At 42.8% G+C, this 18,526-nt stretch carries 22 protein-coding genes; 14 read left to right on the top strand and 8 right to left on the bottom strand.

Features of this window, described 5'->3' with window-relative positions; all coding sequences use genetic code 11:
- Positions 1–20: 20 nt before the first annotated feature.
- From ICN20_RS05870 to ICN20_RS05895, 6 genes are all read left to right on the top strand, one after another.
- Entirely contained in the window at positions 21–950 is a 930-nt protein-coding gene (locus ICN20_RS05870; RefSeq protein ID WP_216238747.1) for a glycosyltransferase family 2 protein, read from the top strand.
- A gap of 1 nt (position 951) precedes the next feature.
- Positions 952–1,899, top strand: coding sequence for an NAD-dependent epimerase/dehydratase family protein (locus tag ICN20_RS05875; protein WP_216238749.1), 948 nt, complete (start codon positions 952–954; stop codon positions 1,897–1,899).
- Entirely contained in the window at positions 1,899–2,522 is a 624-nt protein-coding gene (locus tag ICN20_RS05880) for a sugar transferase (RefSeq protein ID WP_216238751.1), read from the top strand. The genes ICN20_RS05875 and ICN20_RS05880 overlap by 1 nt, the downstream gene beginning before the upstream one ends.
- Positions 2,523–2,956: 434 nt before the next feature.
- On the top strand, positions 2,957–3,214 hold the full coding sequence (locus tag ICN20_RS05885; RefSeq protein ID WP_216238753.1) for a hypothetical protein: 258 nt from the start codon (positions 2,957–2,959) through the stop codon (positions 3,212–3,214).
- Positions 3,198–3,380 (top strand): hypothetical protein, encoded by a 183-nt coding sequence (locus tag ICN20_RS05890; protein ID WP_216238754.1) that lies wholly within the window; start codon positions 3,198–3,200, stop codon positions 3,378–3,380. The genes ICN20_RS05885 and ICN20_RS05890 overlap by 17 nt, the downstream gene beginning before the upstream one ends.
- Before the next feature lie 192 nt (positions 3,381–3,572).
- Positions 3,573–4,520: an acyltransferase family protein gene (locus tag ICN20_RS05895; protein ID WP_370624559.1), complete on the top strand. Its 948-nt coding sequence runs from the start codon at positions 3,573–3,575 to the stop codon at positions 4,518–4,520.
- A gap of 516 nt (positions 4,521–5,036) precedes the next feature.
- On the opposite strand, the gene ICN20_RS05900 is transcribed toward ICN20_RS05895, so the two are convergent.
- Positions 5,037–6,056: a calcium:proton antiporter gene (locus tag ICN20_RS05900; protein WP_216860190.1), complete on the bottom strand. Its 1,020-nt coding sequence runs from the start codon at positions 6,054–6,056 to the stop codon at positions 5,037–5,039.
- A 102-nt stretch (positions 6,057–6,158) separates the two neighbouring features.
- Here ICN20_RS05900 and ICN20_RS05905 point away from each other — a divergent pair, with 102 nt between their 5' ends.
- Positions 6,159–6,521, top strand: a complete 363-nt coding sequence (locus tag ICN20_RS05905) for a sirohydrochlorin chelatase (protein WP_216238756.1) — start codon at positions 6,159–6,161, stop codon at positions 6,519–6,521.
- Here the strand turns inward: ICN20_RS05905 and cobA are convergent.
- From cobA to ICN20_RS05920, 3 genes are read right to left on the bottom strand one after another with little or no spacing between them, the layout of a single operon-like run.
- A complete protein-coding gene (cobA, locus tag ICN20_RS05910) occupies positions 6,444–7,301 on the bottom strand; it encodes a uroporphyrinogen-III C-methyltransferase (protein WP_216238757.1) in 858 nt (285 codons plus the stop codon). The genes ICN20_RS05905 and cobA overlap by 78 nt on opposite strands.
- 20 nt (positions 7,302–7,321) lie before the next feature.
- Positions 7,322–7,897, bottom strand: a complete 576-nt coding sequence (locus tag ICN20_RS05915) for a DUF934 domain-containing protein (protein ID WP_216238758.1) — start codon at positions 7,895–7,897, stop codon at positions 7,322–7,324.
- Positions 7,894–9,639, bottom strand: a complete 1,746-nt coding sequence (locus ICN20_RS05920) for a nitrite/sulfite reductase (protein WP_216240314.1) — start codon at positions 9,637–9,639, stop codon at positions 7,894–7,896. The genes ICN20_RS05915 and ICN20_RS05920 overlap by 4 nt, the downstream gene beginning before the upstream one ends.
- A 180-nt stretch (positions 9,640–9,819) precedes the next feature.
- Here ICN20_RS05920 and ICN20_RS05925 point away from each other — a divergent pair, with 180 nt between their 5' ends.
- The 3 genes from ICN20_RS05925 (at position 9,820) to ICN20_RS05935 (ending at position 11,814) form a co-directional block, all read left to right on the top strand.
- Positions 9,820–11,097 carry a serine hydrolase gene (locus ICN20_RS05925; RefSeq protein ID WP_216238760.1) on the top strand — a complete coding sequence of 426 codons (1,278 nt, stop codon included), beginning with the start codon at positions 9,820–9,822 and terminating at the stop codon, positions 11,095–11,097.
- A 125-nt stretch (positions 11,098–11,222) separates the two neighbouring features.
- Complete coding sequence (locus ICN20_RS05930; RefSeq protein WP_216238762.1) at positions 11,223–11,501, top strand: type II toxin-antitoxin system RelE/ParE family toxin; 279 nt, start codon at positions 11,223–11,225, stop codon at positions 11,499–11,501.
- Positions 11,502–11,511: 10 nt separating this feature from the next.
- Complete coding sequence (locus tag ICN20_RS05935; RefSeq protein WP_216240317.1) at positions 11,512–11,814, top strand: HigA family addiction module antitoxin; 303 nt, start codon at positions 11,512–11,514, stop codon at positions 11,812–11,814.
- An 88-nt stretch (positions 11,815–11,902) separates the two neighbouring features.
- On the opposite strand, the gene ICN20_RS05940 is transcribed toward ICN20_RS05935, so the two are convergent.
- The 4 genes from ICN20_RS05940 to ICN20_RS05955 all read right to left on the bottom strand — a co-directional run bounded on the left by ICN20_RS05940 (position 11,903) and on the right by ICN20_RS05955 (position 14,482).
- Complete coding sequence (locus ICN20_RS05940) at positions 11,903–12,274, bottom strand: hypothetical protein (protein ID WP_216238764.1); 372 nt, start codon at positions 12,272–12,274, stop codon at positions 11,903–11,905.
- 15 nt (positions 12,275–12,289) lie between these two features.
- Entirely contained in the window at positions 12,290–12,514 is a 225-nt protein-coding gene (locus ICN20_RS05945; RefSeq protein ID WP_216238766.1) for a hypothetical protein, read from the bottom strand.
- Positions 12,515–12,588: 74 nt separating this feature from the next.
- Positions 12,589–13,416, bottom strand: coding sequence for an amidohydrolase family protein (locus ICN20_RS05950; protein WP_216238768.1), 828 nt, complete (start codon positions 13,414–13,416; stop codon positions 12,589–12,591).
- 70 nt (positions 13,417–13,486) lie between these two features.
- Positions 13,487–14,482, bottom strand: a complete 996-nt coding sequence (locus ICN20_RS05955) for a tripartite tricarboxylate transporter substrate binding protein (protein ID WP_216238771.1) — start codon at positions 14,480–14,482, stop codon at positions 13,487–13,489.
- Between the two features lie 123 nt (positions 14,483–14,605).
- Between ICN20_RS05955 and pcaD the strand changes: the two genes are divergently transcribed.
- From pcaD to ICN20_RS05975, 4 genes are all read left to right on the top strand, one after another.
- Positions 14,606–15,421 carry a 3-oxoadipate enol-lactonase gene (gene pcaD, locus ICN20_RS05960; protein WP_216238773.1) on the top strand — a complete coding sequence of 272 codons (816 nt, stop codon included), beginning with the start codon at positions 14,606–14,608 and terminating at the stop codon, positions 15,419–15,421.
- 58 nt (positions 15,422–15,479) lie between these two features.
- The gene (locus tag ICN20_RS05965; RefSeq protein ID WP_216238775.1) at positions 15,480–16,058 is read left to right on the top strand and encodes an HdeD family acid-resistance protein; all 579 of its coding nucleotides are present in this window, start codon (positions 15,480–15,482) and stop codon (positions 16,056–16,058) included.
- A 67-nt stretch (positions 16,059–16,125) separates the two neighbouring features.
- Positions 16,126–16,302, top strand: coding sequence for a hypothetical protein (locus ICN20_RS05970; RefSeq protein WP_216238777.1), 177 nt, complete (start codon positions 16,126–16,128; stop codon positions 16,300–16,302).
- Between the two features lie 21 nt (positions 16,303–16,323).
- A complete protein-coding gene (locus ICN20_RS05975) occupies positions 16,324–18,483 on the top strand; it encodes a TonB-dependent receptor (RefSeq protein ID WP_216238779.1) in 2,160 nt (719 codons plus the stop codon).
- Positions 18,484–18,526 lie beyond the last annotated feature (43 nt).

Below are 18,526 nucleotides of genomic sequence, written 5' to 3' on the forward strand. Positions count from 1 at the left end.
GAAAATAATTTTGGTGCCTCTTGACCTATAGTTTCGCTCTTTGTATTCCAACTCTTAACCCTGGGCCTTTTGCTGCCAGGTTGGTGGAGTCTATTGCTTCACAGACCATTCGGCCTGATCATATTTTAATTATTGACTCGGGCTCAACCGATGGTTCTGTTGAACAATTTAGAAATGCCAATATTGAGGTGTTGGAAATTCCAGGGTTAGAATTTGATCATGGTGGGACAAGAAATATCGCTTTCCAAAAATTTCAGACTGATTTTTATATATTCTTGACTCAAGATGCGATTCCGATTAACCAATACTCTTTTGAAAATTTATTGTCTCCGATATTGGAAAGCCCTAGGTGTGGTGCTTGCTATGGTCGTCAAGTAGCATCACAAGGGGCTAGTGCATTTGCGGCGCATGCTAGGCTATTTAATTATCCTCCAGGTGATAAATTCATACTCAAGGGTCAAGCTAATATCGATCAATACGGAATAAAAACTATTTTTTGTTCTAATTCCTTTGCTGTTTATAGGCGTAGTGCTATGGAGGAGATTGGGTTCTTTCCTAATGGAACTTTATTTGCCGAAGATAGTTTGGCTGTGGCCAGAATGGTTGATTTGGGATGGTTGGTTGCATATTCTCCCGTTGCGGAGGTAGTTCACTCTCATAACTACTCTGCTTCACAGGAATTTTCTCGATATTTTGATGTTGGGGCGTTTCATAGTTTTAATCTTTGGTTGCTTGACAAATACAAGGGTGCAAACGGAGAGGGTTTAAGATTTGTTTTTTCAGAATACAGCTATTTAAAAAGTCTTAATCATAGGTTCCCCTTTCCGGCCGTTGTTTTTAAGAACTTTATTCGTTATTTTGCCTATCAAGTTGGTCGCATGCAGCGATTTATCCCCAAATTTTTAAAGCTTAGAATGACAACCAATAAGTCTTATTGGATCAAGAGCTAATATGAATATTCTTGTACTCGGTGGTAGTGGTTTTCTGGGCGGACATCTTATCGATGAGCTAATAAGTGAAGGACATTCCGTTACATCAATTGATGTTGCAAAAGAGCGGTATCGGAATACCCCCTCGGCAATTCATTTTATTGAGGCGGATTTCGGAAATCGTGGTGAATTGACCAGCATTTTTGAAGAAAAAGAAATAGATGTGGTGATCCATTTGGTTTCCACTACACTGCCAGGTACGTCAAATATTGACCCATTGTTCGACATCACAACTAATTTAATTGAGTCTGTGGCGTTACTAGACTTATGTGTCCGTTTTAATGTCAAAAAATTTATCTATTTTTCATCGGGTGGTACTGTATATGGTGAATCAAATGAACCATTAATATCAGAGGAGCATCCCACATTCCCAATTTGTTCTTATGGAATAGTAAAGCTAGCTTTTGAAAAATACATTCAAATGTATTGGCGATTACATGGCCTGAATTATTCAATTTTAAGAATTTCTAATCCCTATGGACCAAGACAAGATCCTCGAAAGATGCAGGGTGCTATTGGAGTATTTATGCACAAGATGCTGACAAATGACAAAATTGTTATTTGGGGGGATGGCTCCGTTATTAGAGATTATGTTTATGTAGGTGATGTTGTAAAGGCGGCATTACTTGCAATAAAATCTGAACAGTCAAGCCTAGTCAATATCGGCAGTGGTGTCGGCATATCTCTGAGGGAGCTGCTTAAAAAATTAGAAAGTTTGCTTGGGGTTTCTGCAAATATCGAGTACAGGCCTGGTAGAAAGTTTGATATTGATAGGATGGTTTTGGATTGCAGCCGTGCTCAAAGCTTGCTTGGCTGGACTGCAACAACTAAACTCGAACATGGCTTGGAGTCTATGAGACTCTGGCTAGCAGAGTTCAGTAAAATTAAGTTCGAAAATAAAGAAAATTAATGAAACAGGACACATTGCTTTATAAATTTACGAAGCGGCTATTTGATTTAATTTTTGGCATTTTATTATTTCTTATTTCGCTCCCGATAATAATCATTGCAATTTTTGCCATTCGCATAGATTCCCCAGGAAGTCCTATATTTTTTCAAAAAAGGGTGGGGCATAATGGCAAATTATTTACCATGATTAAACTGCGAGGGATGTATTCTAATTCCCGGAAACTATTCCCTAGGTTGTATGACTACTCCGGTCAAAATGATTTAAATTTTCATTTTCATTTTGCCGAGGATCCAAGGGTTACTAAAGTAGGGAGATTTACTAGGAAGACAAGCATCGACGAGCTACCTAATTTTTTAAATGTAGTTATGGGCAGTATGTCACTTGTTGGACCTCGACCAGAAATACCCGAAGTCATGAATTTATATGGCCCTTATAGGGATGAATATCTATCTGTTAAGCCTGGCATTACTTGCTGGTCTAAATGCACTGGCCGCGACACTCTAACAAAGGAAGAGACAATTCTATTGGATTTGGGCTATGTTCGATCTCGCTCCATCATGATAGATTTTAAAATTTTATATAAAACCTTTTTAAACGTACTGGGCATTAAAAACGTTTTTTAAAATTTCCTTATAAAATAGTTAGATCAAAAATCTTCTATTTTATTATTCTTAAATCATTTATTTGCTAGCCGTGGAGAGCGTTAGCAAATGTAATCGCATGGAGTAGGCTCTCTGGATTCGTTCATGGTTGCGATACTTGAATGATAGATTCGCCACCTATTTAGTGTTACAGATGCATAGCACCCAACAAAAACCCTTGAAGATAAAAGTCTTCAGGGGTTTTTTGCATTCTGTAGCTAACAATGGGAGATGTGAGTAATATGGATTGAATGTGTATTTATGTAAAAGAGGATAGAAAAGTGCCGATGTTATACGGGGGGCGAAAAGAGGGTTGATTGAGGCTGGCTTTATTTATGAAACAGTCAAAGGGCATAGACCAAATAAAGCAAGCTGGTATGCAATTGCTTGGAAGGATTTGGATAAGCATCTCAATTATGATGCTGGTTCTTTTGAAGGTTGCAGAGATGCTAGAAGCGGATACGAATAAAGGGGGGCTCAAGATTGAGGTTTTTATTCAGCCTCAAGATTTTATCAATGGGTTGATTAATCCTTCTAGCGTAGTAGAGACCGCCTCACTTACTCCACCTAATGGAACTATCAAGATCACTTTTGTATCTTCATTTACTCAGTCTAACGAAAACCATCTAGAGATACCATCTATTAAGTGGGTTGGTAATGTCTCCCAAAGATAAGAAAGAAATACAAATTAGTCTTCCTCAAAATAGGGGTGCCTACATAGAGCGAGAGGCTACCGAATATATGCTGGATGCCAAGACTATGGGTGCCATGGTCATTGATGGCTATTCTATTGCGGTGTGTACGCAAATAGATATGGAATACGCAAGAGGGGTTATTTGAGAGTCTGTTCAGGCTATTAAGAAGGGGGGGCTTATCCAAGCTAGAGGAAATGCTTTATGCCCAAGAGATAGCACTTAACTTAATGTTCGCCTCCTTATCCAGAAGAGCATCTATTCAAACTAATGAAGCTATTCGTTCATTAATTACAAACCTTACTTTGAAATCACAAAATCAAAGTAAAAATATGATTAAATCACTTATGAACCGCTTGTCAATTTTTGGCTAAGGCGTTGGTTTAGAGCTCTACCAAGCTATTTTCTTGTGCTTATATTTTTAATATTTGCATGGAGATATACGGCCGGACCATTGCCAAAAGGTTGGCCGGAGTACCTTTACTTTTGTCAAAATTTTATGAGTCCACAAATATATTTTTTCTCAGAGTCCTGGAGTCTCTCAGTGGAGGAGTGGTTCTATTTAATTGTTCCGCTATTACTTTACTTTTTGTTGGGGAGTACAAAATTTAGCGCTAAAAAAGTAACAATAATCGTGATTGTGTCTTTAATAGCTCTCGTTACATTTACTCGCTGGTACCACGCTTATAAATTTGGATATTCTGATATTAATAATTGGGATGTAAATTTCAGAAAATTAGTAGTTACTAGGATGGACAGCATTATGTATGGGGTTCTTGGGGCATTTTTGAGTCTCTACTATCCATCGATCTGGAAAAAACACCCATTAAAATTATTGCTAATAGGGTTCTTAATTTTTTCTTTTGATAAGTATTACTATGAACCAACACACGGAATCTATCTCAATTATTTTTATCTCACTATTACACCTATAGCAACACTTATGCTTTTACCGGCTTTATCTCAAATGAAAATTCAGGGAGGCATCATTGTTAAATCAATCACATTCATCAGTGTTATTTCTTATTCAATGTATTTATTAAATTTAAGCCCAGTTCAGGGTTACATTCTTCCAATTGTTGTTGACTTTAGCTCTGCTTTTTTTGGTAAGCAATTATTTCAATCTGGTTATGCAATCTATGCTCTTTATTGGGTGCTTACCATTTCCCTTTCTTTTTTACTCACAAGTTTTTTTGAGCAACCAATAACTTCTTTGAGGGATAGGTTTACTTTCTCGGCTCAAAAATTAGATACTGCTTTTAAGGCTGCTGGCGAGTCAAAACCCTAATTCCGTTTTTCTTTAACCTATTGTTGGAAAATCCTACTGATTATTTCCTGGGAAAATTCCCTTTGTCGGGCAATTTAAGTGGTTGTGAGTGGTTGTGAGTAATAATTTAATCGGTGAGTCAAAAACTCATATAAATAAGTTAGTGACAAACTCTATATCAATGTCTGATTCTTTTCTGAATTTGAGCGCGTCATGAGTTTTCTTGAAGACTTTTTTGGATATCTTAGGACTGTCCTATATTCGTTTGGTAAATTCGATCAACGTGAAAAAATACCCAATAAATTCGAAGCAGTTTAAGTCATTGAGAGTGCCGCTTTATATTTCTATTTTCTCAATGGCCTGTCATCCATTACATCGCCGATTGAAACATTCAAAACTCTAAGTGAGTGAAAAAATACTTTAAACAGAATGACCATCATTTAACTGCCTATGAGTCAATTCAAATTACAGATGATGTGTGAAGCAAAGCTACCTATGCATTCTAGATGACTTTGATCTCTCTTAGCTAATTTCTTATTATGGTACCAAGCTTAAGAACAGGTATTCTAAAAAGATGATGATATGAACTACACCTTGTAAGAGGGTCGTTCTACCAATTGCAAGCGTTAACGCCCCAATAAAGAATGACAAATACATCAGCGTCATATTGAGATCGCTTATCCCTAAACTCAGGGGCAGATTAAAGAAGATCGCAATAGCTGCCACCGTAGGGATAGTTAGGCCGATACTAGCCAAAGCCGAACCTAGAGCTAAGTTCAAGCTACTTTGTAATCGATTGGCCTTAGCGGCTCTAACGGCTGCAAAGCCTTCTGGCAGAAGCACCAAAAGAGCAATGGCAATGCCAACAATGGTTTTAGGTGCACCAGCAGCCTCAACGCCCCTCTCAATTGCGGGGCTTAGTAACTCTGCAAGACCTACTACCGTAACAAGAGAAAGCAAAAGCAATAGCGCGCTAATTGCTGTCTTTGAATTACTTGGCTTTAGTGCATGAAAATTAATGTCTGTTTTCTTATCTTCTGCAGTTGGTAGGTAATAGTCGCGATGACTGACTGTCTGGAAGAAGAGGAATGCAATATAGAGGGCAAATGAGGCAATTCCTGCAAATGCTAGCTGGCTCTTAGTGAAATCTGGCCCGGGCGTACTTATAGTAACAATTGGCATGACCAAAATAAAGGTTGCAAGAGCAGTTAGTACTGCCAATGCTGAATTGGTACCTTCATTGCGAAAGGTCATCTCGTGATGAGTGAGTCCACCAACAAAGATGCACAGCCCAATCACGCCATTAATCACAATCATCACAGTTGCAAATACAGCATCACGTGCAATAAATTGAGAGCCTTCATGGCCAGTCAGCATCATGGAGATAATGAGGGAAACCTCAATAATCGTGACGCTGATAGAGAGCACTAGGGTGCCATAGGGTTCACCCGTTCTATGAGCAATGACTTCTGCATGATGAACTGCAGCAAGAACGGCTCCAATAAGCGTGACACTCATCAGGGCGATAAACCAAGTTTGGCTAAGTAAGGCAGTCATAGATGCAATCTTGAAAATAAGGTTAAGCTAGCAGGTGAATTCACCCTAAAACTATTGATTATTGATTTTTAACTATTCATTACTGAGAGTTTATAGCCATCCATGAAAGCCATTATCTTATTTGGGCACGGAGCAAGAGATAGCCGCTGGCGTGAGCCTTTTGATCGCTTGGCTGGATTGTGGCGTGCTCAGCATGCTGATATCCCAGTGGAGCTTGCTTTCTTAGAAATGATGCAGCCATCATTAGAAGAGGCGGTAGCTTCTTTGGCGGGCGGTGGCGCCACTCAAATTACTGTAGTGCCCGTTTTCTTTGGTCAGGGTGGTCATCTACGAAATGATTTTCCAGTACTCCTGGAAGAATGCCGGGGTAAATTTCCCGACATACAATTAAGCGCGACGCCTGCCGTTGGTGAGGATTTGGCCGTCCTGCAAGCGATTGTCGACTTCGGAGCTGGGGCGCTCTGAGTTCTCGGCTCTTTGCGCTTTTTCTCCTAGAGCCTCGCCAATCATGATGAGCGCAGGCGAGCTACTGTCAAACCATTGATCTGCTTTTCCTGCAGCTAATTCCTCTAGGGTGCTAGTCCATAAGCGCTCACGTGGGGTGCTTACAGCCTCCAATATTTGTACTGGAGTGTTGCTATTTTGATTGAGGCTTTTCTCAATTAATTGCTGAGCAATGAGTGCTGCATCTTTGCGGCCCATGTAATACACCAGAGTGTCTGCATTCGGATTCGATAGTGGCTGTAGGGCTTGTCCTGGAGTGATATTTTCAGTACCTTGCGCAAGAGTAATAAAGGCCACGCTCCGTGATACACCGCGTAAGGTTAGTGACTGTTGAATGCTGGCTGCACCAGCCAATGCTGCAGTAATTCCGGGCACTACTTCAACTGCAATGCCGGCATCCTTAAGACTCTGAATTTCCTCATCAGCACGACCAAAGAGCATCGGGTCGCCACCTTTGAGACGCACAATCACTTGGTGTTTCTGAGCGGCATCTACTAAGCGCTTGTTAATGAACTGCTGCGCAGAAGAGAGTTTGCCGCAGCGTTTACCAACAGCTACCTGAATTGCTTGTGGGCATAGCTCTAACATCTCTGGGTCAACCAAGGCATCGTAGAAAACAATGTCTGCTTTCTCTAAAAGCTTGGCACCCCGAACGGTGATCAAATCCACTGCACCAGGCCCAGCGCCAACTAAATACACCTTTCCAGGGGTATTAGTTGTCTTATTTATTGTCTGGGTCATGATATTTACTTTTTGGGCGCTTAAGCGCTGAGTTTTGTGCGTGTGGTTCTGATGCCGCGCCAACTATTCTGAGTTGTAACTGTGAACAAATCAAACTGCTTCAAAGCGACGTCTAAGTTTTGATCAGGGCGTAAAGCAAAGCTATCAAAACCAACACGAGCGCCTTGTAAAAGCTGGTCAATTAATACGTCACCAATGGCACGAATCCCCCCTTCCCAAGCAAAGCGATTTCTTAGTAGGGCTGCGGTACTAAAACTGCGGCCATCTCTAAAGATGGGAAAGTGCGCTGCCACGAGAGGCCAGATCTTTTTACCAGCCTCAATTACATCAGCATGTTTCAGAATGTCATCATCAGTAGCAAACCAAACACCAATTTGACCATTATTAGCAAGACCTTGGATATCGGCTTCATGGTGATGCTCTAGCCACCAAGTAAATGGCACTAAAACCTTATGAGCACCATGCTCTAGATCTGGCAAGCCACCCTCATCCTGGCTCCCACTCCAAACTTGCCATTCATTAGGGGCAAAGGTAGGCTTTCCGTCTTTAGGAAAATGCAAAATTTCTGAATGGGATGCAATATTCAGTTGACTCATGCCGCACCCCCGTCGTTTGCTTTCTCGGCCTGCTCTTTTTTCTTAGCAGCTTCGTTTTTATCTTTGCCTTTATCTTTATAGGCCGCTTCTTTAAATGGAGTAACTCCTAAACGGCGATAGGTCTCAATAAAAGATTCATTCTCATTGCGCTGTGCCACGTAGGTGTTGATCACATTGGTGATGACATCTGGGATTTCATCAGCATAGAAAGAAGGGCCAATAACCTTACCAATAGAGGCATCATTACCTTGCTCACCACCTAAGGTGATTTGATACCACTCTTCACCGTCTTTATCGACACCGAGTACGCCGATATTACCAACGTGATGGTGGCCGCAGGAGTTAATGCATCCAGAGATGTTCAGGCTAATGTCGCCTAAATCAAATAAGTAATCCAAATCATCAAAGCGCTCTTGAATCGCTTTGGCAATAGGCAAAGATTTAGCATTTGCCAATGAGCAGAAATCACCACCAGGACACGCAATGATGTCAGTCAGCAAACCTACGTTTGGTAGAGCTACTTTTTGCTTCTTGGCCTCTTGCCAGAGCTCATATAGCTTAGCTTGCTCAACATCAGCAAGTACCAAGTTTTGTTCATGAGTAGCACGTAATTCACCAAAACTATACTGATCGGATAAATCTGCAATCGCAAGCATTTGCGCAGTCGTAGCATCACCAGGAGCAACTGTACCGTGCGGCTTGAGCGATAGAATCACGCTTGCATAACCAGGTACTTGATGTGGTTTGACATTACGCTCTAGCCAACGAGCAAATGCTGCTTGCTCAGTTTGGGCGGCAGTATGAATGACTTCTTCGTTACTTAATGCAGGTAATGTTTTGTAAGCTGGCTTTGTAAAATGCTTAGCAACGCGATCCCACTCCGCTTGTGTAAAGTTGTCATCGCTATTTTGAATATGAGCCCATTCACCTTCAACTTGGCGAGCAAACTCTTCTGGACCCAAGGCTTTTACTAAGATCTTGATGCGAGCTTTATAGAGGTTATCTCTTCTGCCAAAGCGGTTATATACGCGCAGTAGGGCAGTAAGGTAGCTAGGCAGAACATTCCATGGTAAATCTTGCTTAATGAGTGAGCCTAGGATTGGCGTACGACCCATACCACCACCAGCATAGATGTCCGCAGTTAATTCTCCATTATTAACATTGGGATTTTTCTTTAGCTCAATACCGACGTCATGACAAAGCAATACAGTGCGATCTTCTTTAGCGCCATTCACTGCAAACTTAAACTTACGTGGCAGGTGTGCAAACTCTGGATGAAGGGTTGACCACTGACGTAGTAGCTCGCAAATCGGACGAGTATCAACATATTCATCACCAGCTACACCAGCAAAGGCATCGCTCGTAATATTACGAATGCAGTTGCCTGAAGTTTGAATGGCATGCATTTCTACTTTGGCAAGTTCGGCCAAAATATCTGGAGTCTCTTCTAGTGTTACCCAGTTGTATTGAATATTCTGACGTGTAGTGAAGTGGCCATAACCACGGTCATACTTTTCAGAGATGAGTGCCAAGGTGCGTAATTGCTTTGCACTAAATAAACCATAGGGAATGGCAACGCGCAGCATGTAGGCATGGCGTTGGTGATACAAGCCATTTTGCAGTCTTAGGGGGCGGAATTCTTCCTCAGCCAAGCTGCCATCCAAGCGCCGGGCAACCTGGTCCCTAAATTGGGCAACCCGTTGATCTACAAGGGTTTGGTCGATAGAGTCATATTTATACATAGCCATCGATTGTCATGTATTTTCAATATTCCATCAAATACTCAAAAATCAATTCTATATATCAAAAATCATATAAAAGAGCCCAAAATTACTTATTTTGTGAAAACTCTGCTTCAATAGCTGCAGAGGAAGCCAAATTCCCAAGAATCACCATATAAAACAATAAAAAGTGGAGACAGTATGAGAAAAACGCAGGCAACCAGCCTTATTGCTGGTTTATTGGTTAGTGCAAGTCTATTTGCGGCCGATACATCAAAAGCGCCCTTGCCATTGAGTGCTACGCCAGGACAAGGATTTAGCCAAGAGGGTTTAAAAAGAATTGATGCTTTCTTTGCTGATCAGATTGCAGCAAACAATATGGCTGGTGCTGTTCTAGCAGTTTCCAAAAACGGCAAGCTGACCATTTTTAAACCTTACGGGTATTTAGATAAAGAAAACAACAAGCCGATGACTACGGATGCCATTTTCAATCTGGCATCGATGACTAAGGTTATGGCATCGGTAAGTGCGCTCACTTTTTATGAAGAGGGCAAGCTTCCATTAAATGCGCCGATCTCCAATTGGTTGCCACAATTTAAGGATATGAAAGTCGGTCAAGTTGATGCCGACGGAAAGCTCAATCTAGTTCCTGCAAAAAATCCAATCACCATCCAAGACTTGATGCGCCATACCAATGGCCTTACTTATGGTGGTCGTGGCGCCACTCCAGTTCACAAGACGTATCCGGCAGGTTCTGCACCAGCGGCGGTGCAATACACTGCCCAAGAATTTATCGACAAGCTAGCCAGTAACCCCTTGCTCTATGAGCCAGGAACTGCTTGGGACTATGGTTTTGGTCTAGATGTGCTCGGCATTATTGAGGAAAAGATAGCAGGCAAATCCCTTGGTGCTGTAATGCAGGAGCGCATCTGGAATAAGGTCGGAATGCCAAATACCACTTTTGACCTCGCCGAAAAAGATCGTCCTCGTTTAGCGCAACCATTACCAATAGATCCATTGACTGGTAAACCACAGAAGGTCGATATTCATACGCAAAAAGTTAAGTTTGATTGTGGCGGATCGTGCGCATACTCAACGGCTGGTGATTACATTCGCTTTGGTCAAATGTTGCTTAATGGTGGAAGTCTCGACGGCAAGAAAGTGCTGGGACCTCAAACGGTTGCCTTTATGACATCAAACCATCTCAACAAGGACATCAAGAACAATGTCAGTGGCACTGAGCCAGGTCGTATGGGCTATGGATTCGGTTTGGGTGTTGCAGTTCGTACAGATAGAGGCTTATCTGCTATCAACGGTAACGTTGGCGACTTCACATGGAATGGCGCCTATGGAACGATCTTCTGGGCTGATCCAAAAGAGCAGATGGTGGTTGTCATGATGGGTGTTGCCCCGGGAGAAATTCGTAAGGTGCATCGTGAGCAACTCAATGCAGTGATTTATGGAGCCTTAGAGAAGTAATTTATCTCAAGCTTATGCAAAAAGCCCCGACAGTTCGGGGCTTTTTGCATAAGGGGAATAGAAGGGTAGTAAAAAGTGATAAATATTCCATTTGACAGATTCTGTTTAACAGAATATGATAGGGGATGATCCGCTCATTCTCTTGTGAACTCACTAAGGACTTATTCGAAAGCAAGGTTGTCAAAAGGTTCGTGAATATTGAGAGGGTGGCGCGTCGCAAGTTGTTGCAATTAAATGCCGTTATTAGCTTGCTTGATTTGAGAATACCTCCGGGCAATATGCTTGAGTCATTAAGTGGAAGTCGAAAAGGGCAACACAGTATTCGAATTAATGGGCAATGGCGTATTTGTTTTGTATGGCGTGAAGACGGAGCATATAACGTGGAGATTGTGGATTACCACTGAAGATAAGATGATGAAAAAATTACTTGATGAAATTCATCCCGGTGAAATACTGCTTGAGGACTTTATGAAGCCGATGAGCATTACTGCCCGACAGCTGGCTGCCGATATAGATGTCTCCCCCAGTCGCATTAGTGAGATTGTGAATGGCGCACGCCCTATTACAGCTGATACTGCTTTGCGGCTTGGCCTGTTTTTTTCGATGGAGCCTAGATTTTGGCTAAATCTACAATCAGAATACGATATGAGAATTGCAAAAAGAACTCTACAAAACGAAATTGAATCCAGAATTCGAGTTTTTAAAATGGCTGCTTAATTGCTAATTAATGCTTGAAGAAATAAAAAGCCCCGGCAGTTCGGGGCTTTTTATTTGAATCACTCGTTCGGAAAACTAAGGCTCGCTCTTACAGCCCGTTCTCGCGATAGTGTCTATATAGATTGGCAATGGAGGCAAAGCCAAGAACCACAATCAGCACTGCAAATAAGTACTCTGTGGTGAGGTAAGTAAAGATACCCATCTGAATCAATACGACTGCGCCAATAAAGGCTGCGATCGCACCAAATACAACGAGTTTGAAATTAGGGATGAAGGCACCCAAAGTAATTGCAATAAATACTAAGTAAAGGTCTGATACCAATTGATCAGCTGTGACAAAAATGCCATTAGTCAGTTCTGGATTAGTAAATTTCCCCAACACGGCAATCACCAAGATAGCAGCTAAGATCGCAAAGTTGAGCTTTGCCTTAAGGAGAATGGTTTTAAATTGATCACTCATGCTGATATTGATGTTCTATGAAGCGCTACCGTTAAATACGAGGCTCATACCAATCCACAAAATAATAAATGCAACTAAAACAGTTGAACCAATCTTTTTGAGGAAATACTCTAAGGTATCCATATAGGCCTCATCGCCTCTACCAAAGTAATGATCGAAACGTTTCCAGAAAAGACGCCCTACAACGAGGGGCAGGAGTATTGCAACGATTCCTAAAATAACGGTGAGCGTGTTATCCATAATGATTTCTGATCTCTCTTACTAAATTCATAAATGTGGACCTGCCTCTTATATATCTTGGGGATTTAGGTCCTCTAGCTTTTGAGGGCTGGAAAGTCATACAGGATACAGGGGTTATCGACCAATATCGAATTTCTGAGGCTGGAGTCTTGAACCCAAGAGCCTAAGAGGTCACATAGGTCCGCATCGTGTGGCATTTGCTTCTTGACCATGACGTGTGGCCAGTCACTTCCCCAGATCAAGCGATTGGGATTTGCCTCAATGACAGCATCATTAAATGGGCGCATATCCACATAGGGAAGATCGCCATCACAGATGCGATAAGGCCCTGTCATCTTGACCCAAGCACGCTGGTGTTTCATTAAATCTAGAAGACCCTGAAACCCTTTATCGGCAACACCATGCTTTGCATGGGTATATCCAAAGTGGCCAAACACTAAATCCACCGGAAAATCTTCGAAGGTCTTAGCAAGATCGGGGTATTCATTTACGTGCATCAATAATTCTAGATGCCAGCCAAATCCTTGAATCCGTTTTGCTAGATTTCGCAATTGCTCAATAGGAAGGCCGGCGGATTTATCAGCGATGTCAACAATATTGCAACGCAGTCCTCTTACTCCGGCCGCATGCAAGTCAGCAAGCTCCTGATCGCTTACTGCATTAGGGTCACTAGAGATAACTGCAACACCCCTCAATTGATGAGGGTTCGATTTCAGGGCAGCCAGCATCGCGCTGTTATCGGTGCCATACACGCTAGGCTGTACTAAAACCGCACGATCTATTCCTAACATCTTTAAGAGCGCTTGATAGCTTTCAAGGGCGGCATCAGGCGGTGTGTATATGCGCTCTTGTGCGTACGGAAATTGCGTAGCAGGACCGCATACATGGGCATGACAGTCCACAGCCCCTGCCGGGAATTTGGTCAGGGGCGAGCGGACTTCACTGCTCGGAGCTTGGCATAGAGGCGCCAAATTACTGGGGTTCAATGGCTGCTTCTTTAGCGATCTTTTGGTATTTGCCCATTTCTTCACGAACAAACTTCGTAAACTCCGCAGGACTCATTGGGGTTGCCTTGATGCCTTTGCTTTCATAAGCAGTTTTGACTTCAGGGTCTTGCATTGCTTGATTAATATCTTGATTAATTTTTTTCACGATTGCAGGAGGAGTGGCTGCTGGTGCCCACACACCAAACCACAAACCAATTTCAAAATTAGCATAGCCTTGTTCGGCAACACTCGGAATATCTGGAACGGCAGCATTGCGAGTTTTGCTAGTAACCCCCAAAGCGCGTACTTTGCCGCCTTTGAGTTGACCAATAGCAGTATCTAAAGGGGCCATGTAAAAAGCGGTGCGTCCAGACATCGTGTCCTGAATGGCTTCAGGCGATCCTTTGTAAGGAACGTGAATGAGTTTGATGCCCATGACTTGATTGAAATACTCAGCGGCTAGGTGAGTTGAACTACCAACACCAGCAGAGGCAAAAGTAATTTCATTGGGTTTGGATTTGGCTGCAATGACAAGGTCGCGGATAGATTGATAGGGGCCATCTGCGGCAGTAATCATCACATAAGGTGTCTGTCCCAAAATAGCGACATCGACCAAACTCTTTAGCGGGTCGTATGGCAGCTTTTTATAGATTGCAGGATTGGCAGCATAGGAGGCTGATTGAACTAATAAGGTGTATCCGTCGGGTTCAGAGTTCACAACCACGCCAGTGCCAATGAGTCCGCCAGCACCAGGCCGGTTTTCAATAATGACGGGTTGTTTCCAGGTTTCAGTGAGGCTTTTTGCTACAACCCGACCGGCAATATCGGCACCTGAGCCTGTGGTTAAGGGAACAATCATTTTGACCGTACGGTTAGGGTAGCTTTGTGCGTAAGCAAGGCTTACCCCAAAAGCAAGGCCAAACGCCAGGATAAGACTATTTAGCTTATGGGTAGCTCGCCCCCGTTTAGGTATTGTCAACATCTTGTCTCCTTAGTATTTTTATAGTTTCGTTGGATAATCTAACATGCTCTGACAAATAGATAAATAGAAGTTAAATAGACATTAAAGAGAAGATGAGCAGAACTTGATATAGGGTGGAGATAAATGACTCAAATGCAGGATCAGAAAATTATTAAGGTAAATGGCGTCGATATTGCCTATCGTTTTGATGGACCCCAAGACGGACCTGTTTTATTGGTTGCCAATAGTTTGATGGCTAGTAGCAGCATGTGGGATGGTAATGTCCCGGCATTAGCAGATCGCTATCGCATATTGCGCTATGACAAAAGAGGGCATGGCGGCTCTGGTCTTAGCGCTGGTCCTTACACTATTGCTCAATTGGCGGATGATGCTATTGGGTTGCTAGATGCTCTTGGCATTCAGAAAGCGCACTTCATGGGTTTATCGATTGGCGGCATGATTGGTCAGCAACTGGGAGCTCGCTTTCCTGATCGCATCCTCTCCTTGTCACTTTGTAATACCGCCTCAGAAATGCCACCACGCAGTTTGTGGGAAGAGCGTTTTGAAATTGCGCGTTCACAAGGTATTTCTGGATTGGTGGAGGGTACGATTAAGCGCTGGTTTACTGCACCATTCATTGAACGCGCTCCTCAAGAAATTGAGAAAGTGCGTCAAATGATTTTGGGTACTAGCGTTGACGGCTACATGGCGTGCGGTAGCGCGGTACGCGATATGGCGCAAAGTACAATGTTGCTAAAGGTTAAGACTCCCACCCTAGTGCTGTCAGGGCGCGATGATCCAGCATGTACCGTTGATCAAGGCATTGTTTTACATCGCTTAATAGATCACTCCAAAATGGTGATACTGGAGGAAGCAGCGCACTTATCGAATATTGAGCAGCCAGAAGCCTTTAATAAGACAGTGCGTCAATTTATAGATTCTGTTCAAGACACTTTGTAATTTATTGGCATCAAGTTGATTTTATTAACAGTATTCATTTAGAAAAGAAGGTACCTTCATGGCCGAACTATCAAACGCTCAGATTCAAGAGCTCCGTACAAAAGTGTTGGGCGCAGCTGCCAAAATTCCTGGTGCTTTAATTGGACTTGGAATTTTATTCATCGTATTGGGCATGATTGGCATCGCAGGGCAAACCTTGTTTTCTTTTATCTCAGTCAATGTCTTGGGAATTTTCTTATTTGCTGGTGGCTTATTGCAAGGTGCACACGCTCTCAAATCACAAGGTTGGAAAAGCGTAGGCGTACAGCTGATCTTGGCAGTGCTTTATATTGCTGCGGCGATCTTTACCTGGGCGTTTCCAATTCCAGCGCTTGAGGCAATTACTCTATGGCTAGCCGCAATCTTTTTTGTGACTGGTGTACTGCGCCTGATCTCAGCATTTCAGCATCGTCATTTTCGCGAATGGTTTTGGTTGGTTCTGTCTTCAGCAATCTCCATCCTGATGGGCGTGTTGATTATGAATGGCTATCCAGAATCTAGCCTTTGGCTTCCAGGAATGTTGATTGCGATTGAGTTGCTGTTGCAAGGCTGGTCATTGTTATTTATGGGCTTAGCAGCACGCTCACTTACTAAATAACATAGTAAGTAACTCAATAAATAAGCAAGTCACATAATCAAGCACAGCAGAGAAAAGAGTTTTCATCATGACAATGAAAAAAACCGATCTATATAAGAATTTGGCCTTGAAAACTGCGCAGGGAATGAAAAATGCTGCCAAGACTCCCAAGCTGGGCGCAGAAGAGAAGGCAAAGTCCAAAAAAGAGCTAGCAAGTGCCAATCCCTTGTTAGCTTCTCTGATGGGTAAGGCGAAGTCTAAGTAGTTGCTTGCTTAGGTATTTAATATGCGTCAGAGGATATTCTTTAGTTCTTGTTTTTTGACGCTTATTTTGCTTGTTGCGCAGGGCGGAGCAAATGCTCAAGTTGCCCCACCTCCAGATTACGATCAAAAGCTCAGCGATGTTGTCGTCAATGCAACACGTTCAGGTACTCCGCTTGATCAGATGTCTTTAAACACCACCATTCTGACAAAGGAAGTTTTAGAGTCCTCACCTGATCAAACGATTGATCAGGTCCTTAAGAATGTGCCCGGGGTTTTTCTAAATGATGTGCCGTACTATCAAAAAGATCCAACAGGTCAGAGCATTAACGTACGCGGTTTAGGTTATGGCCGCACTCTTGTCTTGATAGATGGTTTGCCGGCGAATGATGCTTTTTATGGAACGGTGCAGTGGAATTTGGTTCCAATGTCTTCAATTGAATCCGTAGAATTTGTACGTGGTGGCGTTTCTAGCTTATGGGGTAACTATGGCATGGGCGGCGTCATTAACATCAACACCAAGACACCCAAAAATAGCTCCCAAGATGTATCTGCCAGCTATGGATCATTTGGTACGGGGAATGTTGCAGCATCAAAAGATTTGATGGTTTCAGATGCTATGCAGATGCGCTTCTCGGCAGACTACTTCTCAAGCGAAGGGTTTCAGAACTACGCCACTATTTCACCGGGATCACCGAGCAACGTTAAGAATGGCATGGGGACAGATACCGTTAAGAATACCAATATTCGGTTGCAAAATTACTTTAAACCCACTCAAGATACGAATGCTTTTCTGAGGTTGGGCTACAGCACGATGGCCGATTTAAGTAATAACTATGCGATTGCCCCAAATTTGATTCAGATGGCGGATGTAGCGGGTGGCTCCACCACCAATCTTGATGTCGATAAAAAAGTGCAGGTCAATGTCTACTACCAGGCAACCAATTTCTATAAGCAAACCGCTAATAATTTAGCGGCGCCATCAAATAAACCATACATCAATGCCAATTACACTGATCCCTATTCCACAGTAGGTGCATCAGCGCAATATACGCATGATCTAAAGGTAGCTGGAATAGATCAATACATCGTTGGGCTTGATGCCAGAAATATTTCTGCATCGAACCAGACGAATAATCTTGCTGCATCAGGAGCTGTTAACACTGTAAGTTATGCACAGGGGCAACAAAACTTTTATGGTTTATTGGGCCAGATTAAATCTAGTGCAAGTGCAATTCCTCTTGAGGCAACTCTAGGTGCACGCGTGGATGCCTGGAACAGTCAAACCCCAACTTCATATAACGCTGGCGCCAATGGCATAAACCCTTTGTATCAAGCCATACCCAATCAGAGTAAAACGCAATTGAGTCCATCCTTGGGCTTGCTTTATAAGGCAACGTCAAATTGGGATTTTCGCGGCGCTGCTTATCAGGCCTTTCATGCGCCAAGTATGAATAACACTCTCCGCAGCTATGGCAACTCAGTGAGTGGCTATTCTTTAGCGAATCCAAATTTAACGCCCGAAACAATGACGGGCTATGAAGTTGGAACCGACTATCGATGGAAGAGTGGCTTTGCGCAATTAACCGCTTTCAATAATTACATTCAGAATGCAATTGCTAGTTACAAGATCACCAATGCAAATGTAGCTTTTGCAACTGGCCTATGTGCTGCAGCAGGTATTTCGGGTTGTGGTGCGAGTACGGGCGGCTTCACAAACGTCAGTTACTACACAAACCAGCAAAATTTATTAAGTCGCGGTATTGAGCTGCAGTATCACCATGATGTCAATGCGCAGTGGGCCTTGGACGGTGGTTATAGCTATACCAATACCATCCTGACATGGAGCGCTACAACGGACCCTACCAATACCCAGGTTGGTGGCGTACCAAGAAATATGGCCAATGCAGGGATTACTTATTACCCGGTCCCGCAAGCCAGCCTCACTACAACGGTTCGATATGTTGGTAATTCTTGGATGTCTACAGGCTCATTGCCGGTGCCAGCTTATGCGCTTGTAGGTCTTAGGGCCAATTATCAAGTAACACAGCAGGCCTCTGTTTTTGCTTCGGTAGTTAACTTATTTAACCGGCAGTACGTGACATTCAATATCGCCTCTCAAGCATCGGCTTATCAGGCTGGTATGCCTCAGGCAATTACTGTGGGTGCCCGACTTCAGTTTTAAGGAATTAATTTGTTGCGCTGCAGTAGATTGAATGGGTTAAATT

This window comes from Polynucleobacter sp. JS-Polo-80-F4 (assembly GCF_018881965.1).
Lineage (GTDB): Bacteria > Pseudomonadota > Gammaproteobacteria > Burkholderiales > Burkholderiaceae > Polynucleobacter.

Excerpts from the sequence above, each read along its gene's own strand:
- ICN20_RS05875 (WP_216238749.1), top strand. The coding sequence starts at position 952 with ATGAATATTCTTGTACTCGGTGGTAGTGGTTTTCTGGGCGGACATCTT.
- ICN20_RS05880 (WP_216238751.1), top strand. The coding sequence starts at position 1,899 with ATGAAACAGGACACATTGCTTTATAAATTTACGAAGCGGCTATTTGAT.
- ICN20_RS05885 (WP_216238753.1), top strand. The coding sequence starts at position 2,957 with ATGATGCTGGTTCTTTTGAAGGTTGCAGAGATGCTAGAAGCGGATACG.
- ICN20_RS05890 (WP_216238754.1), top strand. The coding sequence starts at position 3,198 with ATGTCTCCCAAAGATAAGAAAGAAATACAAATTAGTCTTCCTCAAAAT.
- ICN20_RS05900 (WP_216860190.1), bottom strand. The coding sequence starts at position 6,056 with ATGACTGCCTTACTTAGCCAAACTTGGTTTATCGCCCTGATGAGTGTC.
- ICN20_RS05905 (WP_216238756.1), top strand. The coding sequence starts at position 6,159 with ATGAAAGCCATTATCTTATTTGGGCACGGAGCAAGAGATAGCCGCTGG.
- cobA (WP_216238757.1), bottom strand. The coding sequence starts at position 7,301 with ATGACCCAGACAATAAATAAGACAACTAATACCCCTGGAAAGGTGTAT.
- ICN20_RS05915 (WP_216238758.1), bottom strand. The coding sequence starts at position 7,897 with ATGAGTCAACTGAATATTGCATCCCATTCAGAAATTTTGCATTTTCCT.
- ICN20_RS05920 (WP_216240314.1), bottom strand. The coding sequence starts at position 9,639 with ATGTATAAATATGACTCTATCGACCAAACCCTTGTAGATCAACGGGTT.
- ICN20_RS05925 (WP_216238760.1), top strand. The coding sequence starts at position 9,820 with ATGAGAAAAACGCAGGCAACCAGCCTTATTGCTGGTTTATTGGTTAGT.
- ICN20_RS05930 (WP_216238762.1), top strand. The coding sequence starts at position 11,223 with ATGATCCGCTCATTCTCTTGTGAACTCACTAAGGACTTATTCGAAAGC.
- ICN20_RS05935 (WP_216240317.1), top strand. The coding sequence starts at position 11,512 with ATGAAAAAATTACTTGATGAAATTCATCCCGGTGAAATACTGCTTGAG.
- ICN20_RS05940 (WP_216238764.1), bottom strand. The coding sequence starts at position 12,274 with ATGAGTGATCAATTTAAAACCATTCTCCTTAAGGCAAAGCTCAACTTT.
- ICN20_RS05945 (WP_216238766.1), bottom strand. The coding sequence starts at position 12,514 with ATGGATAACACGCTCACCGTTATTTTAGGAATCGTTGCAATACTCCTG.
- ICN20_RS05955 (WP_216238771.1), bottom strand. The coding sequence starts at position 14,482 with ATGTTGACAATACCTAAACGGGGGCGAGCTACCCATAAGCTAAATAGT.
- pcaD (WP_216238773.1), top strand. The coding sequence starts at position 14,606 with ATGACTCAAATGCAGGATCAGAAAATTATTAAGGTAAATGGCGTCGAT.
- ICN20_RS05965 (WP_216238775.1), top strand. The coding sequence starts at position 15,480 with ATGGCCGAACTATCAAACGCTCAGATTCAAGAGCTCCGTACAAAAGTG.
- ICN20_RS05970 (WP_216238777.1), top strand. The coding sequence starts at position 16,126 with ATGACAATGAAAAAAACCGATCTATATAAGAATTTGGCCTTGAAAACT.
- ICN20_RS05975 (WP_216238779.1), top strand. The coding sequence starts at position 16,324 with ATGCGTCAGAGGATATTCTTTAGTTCTTGTTTTTTGACGCTTATTTTG.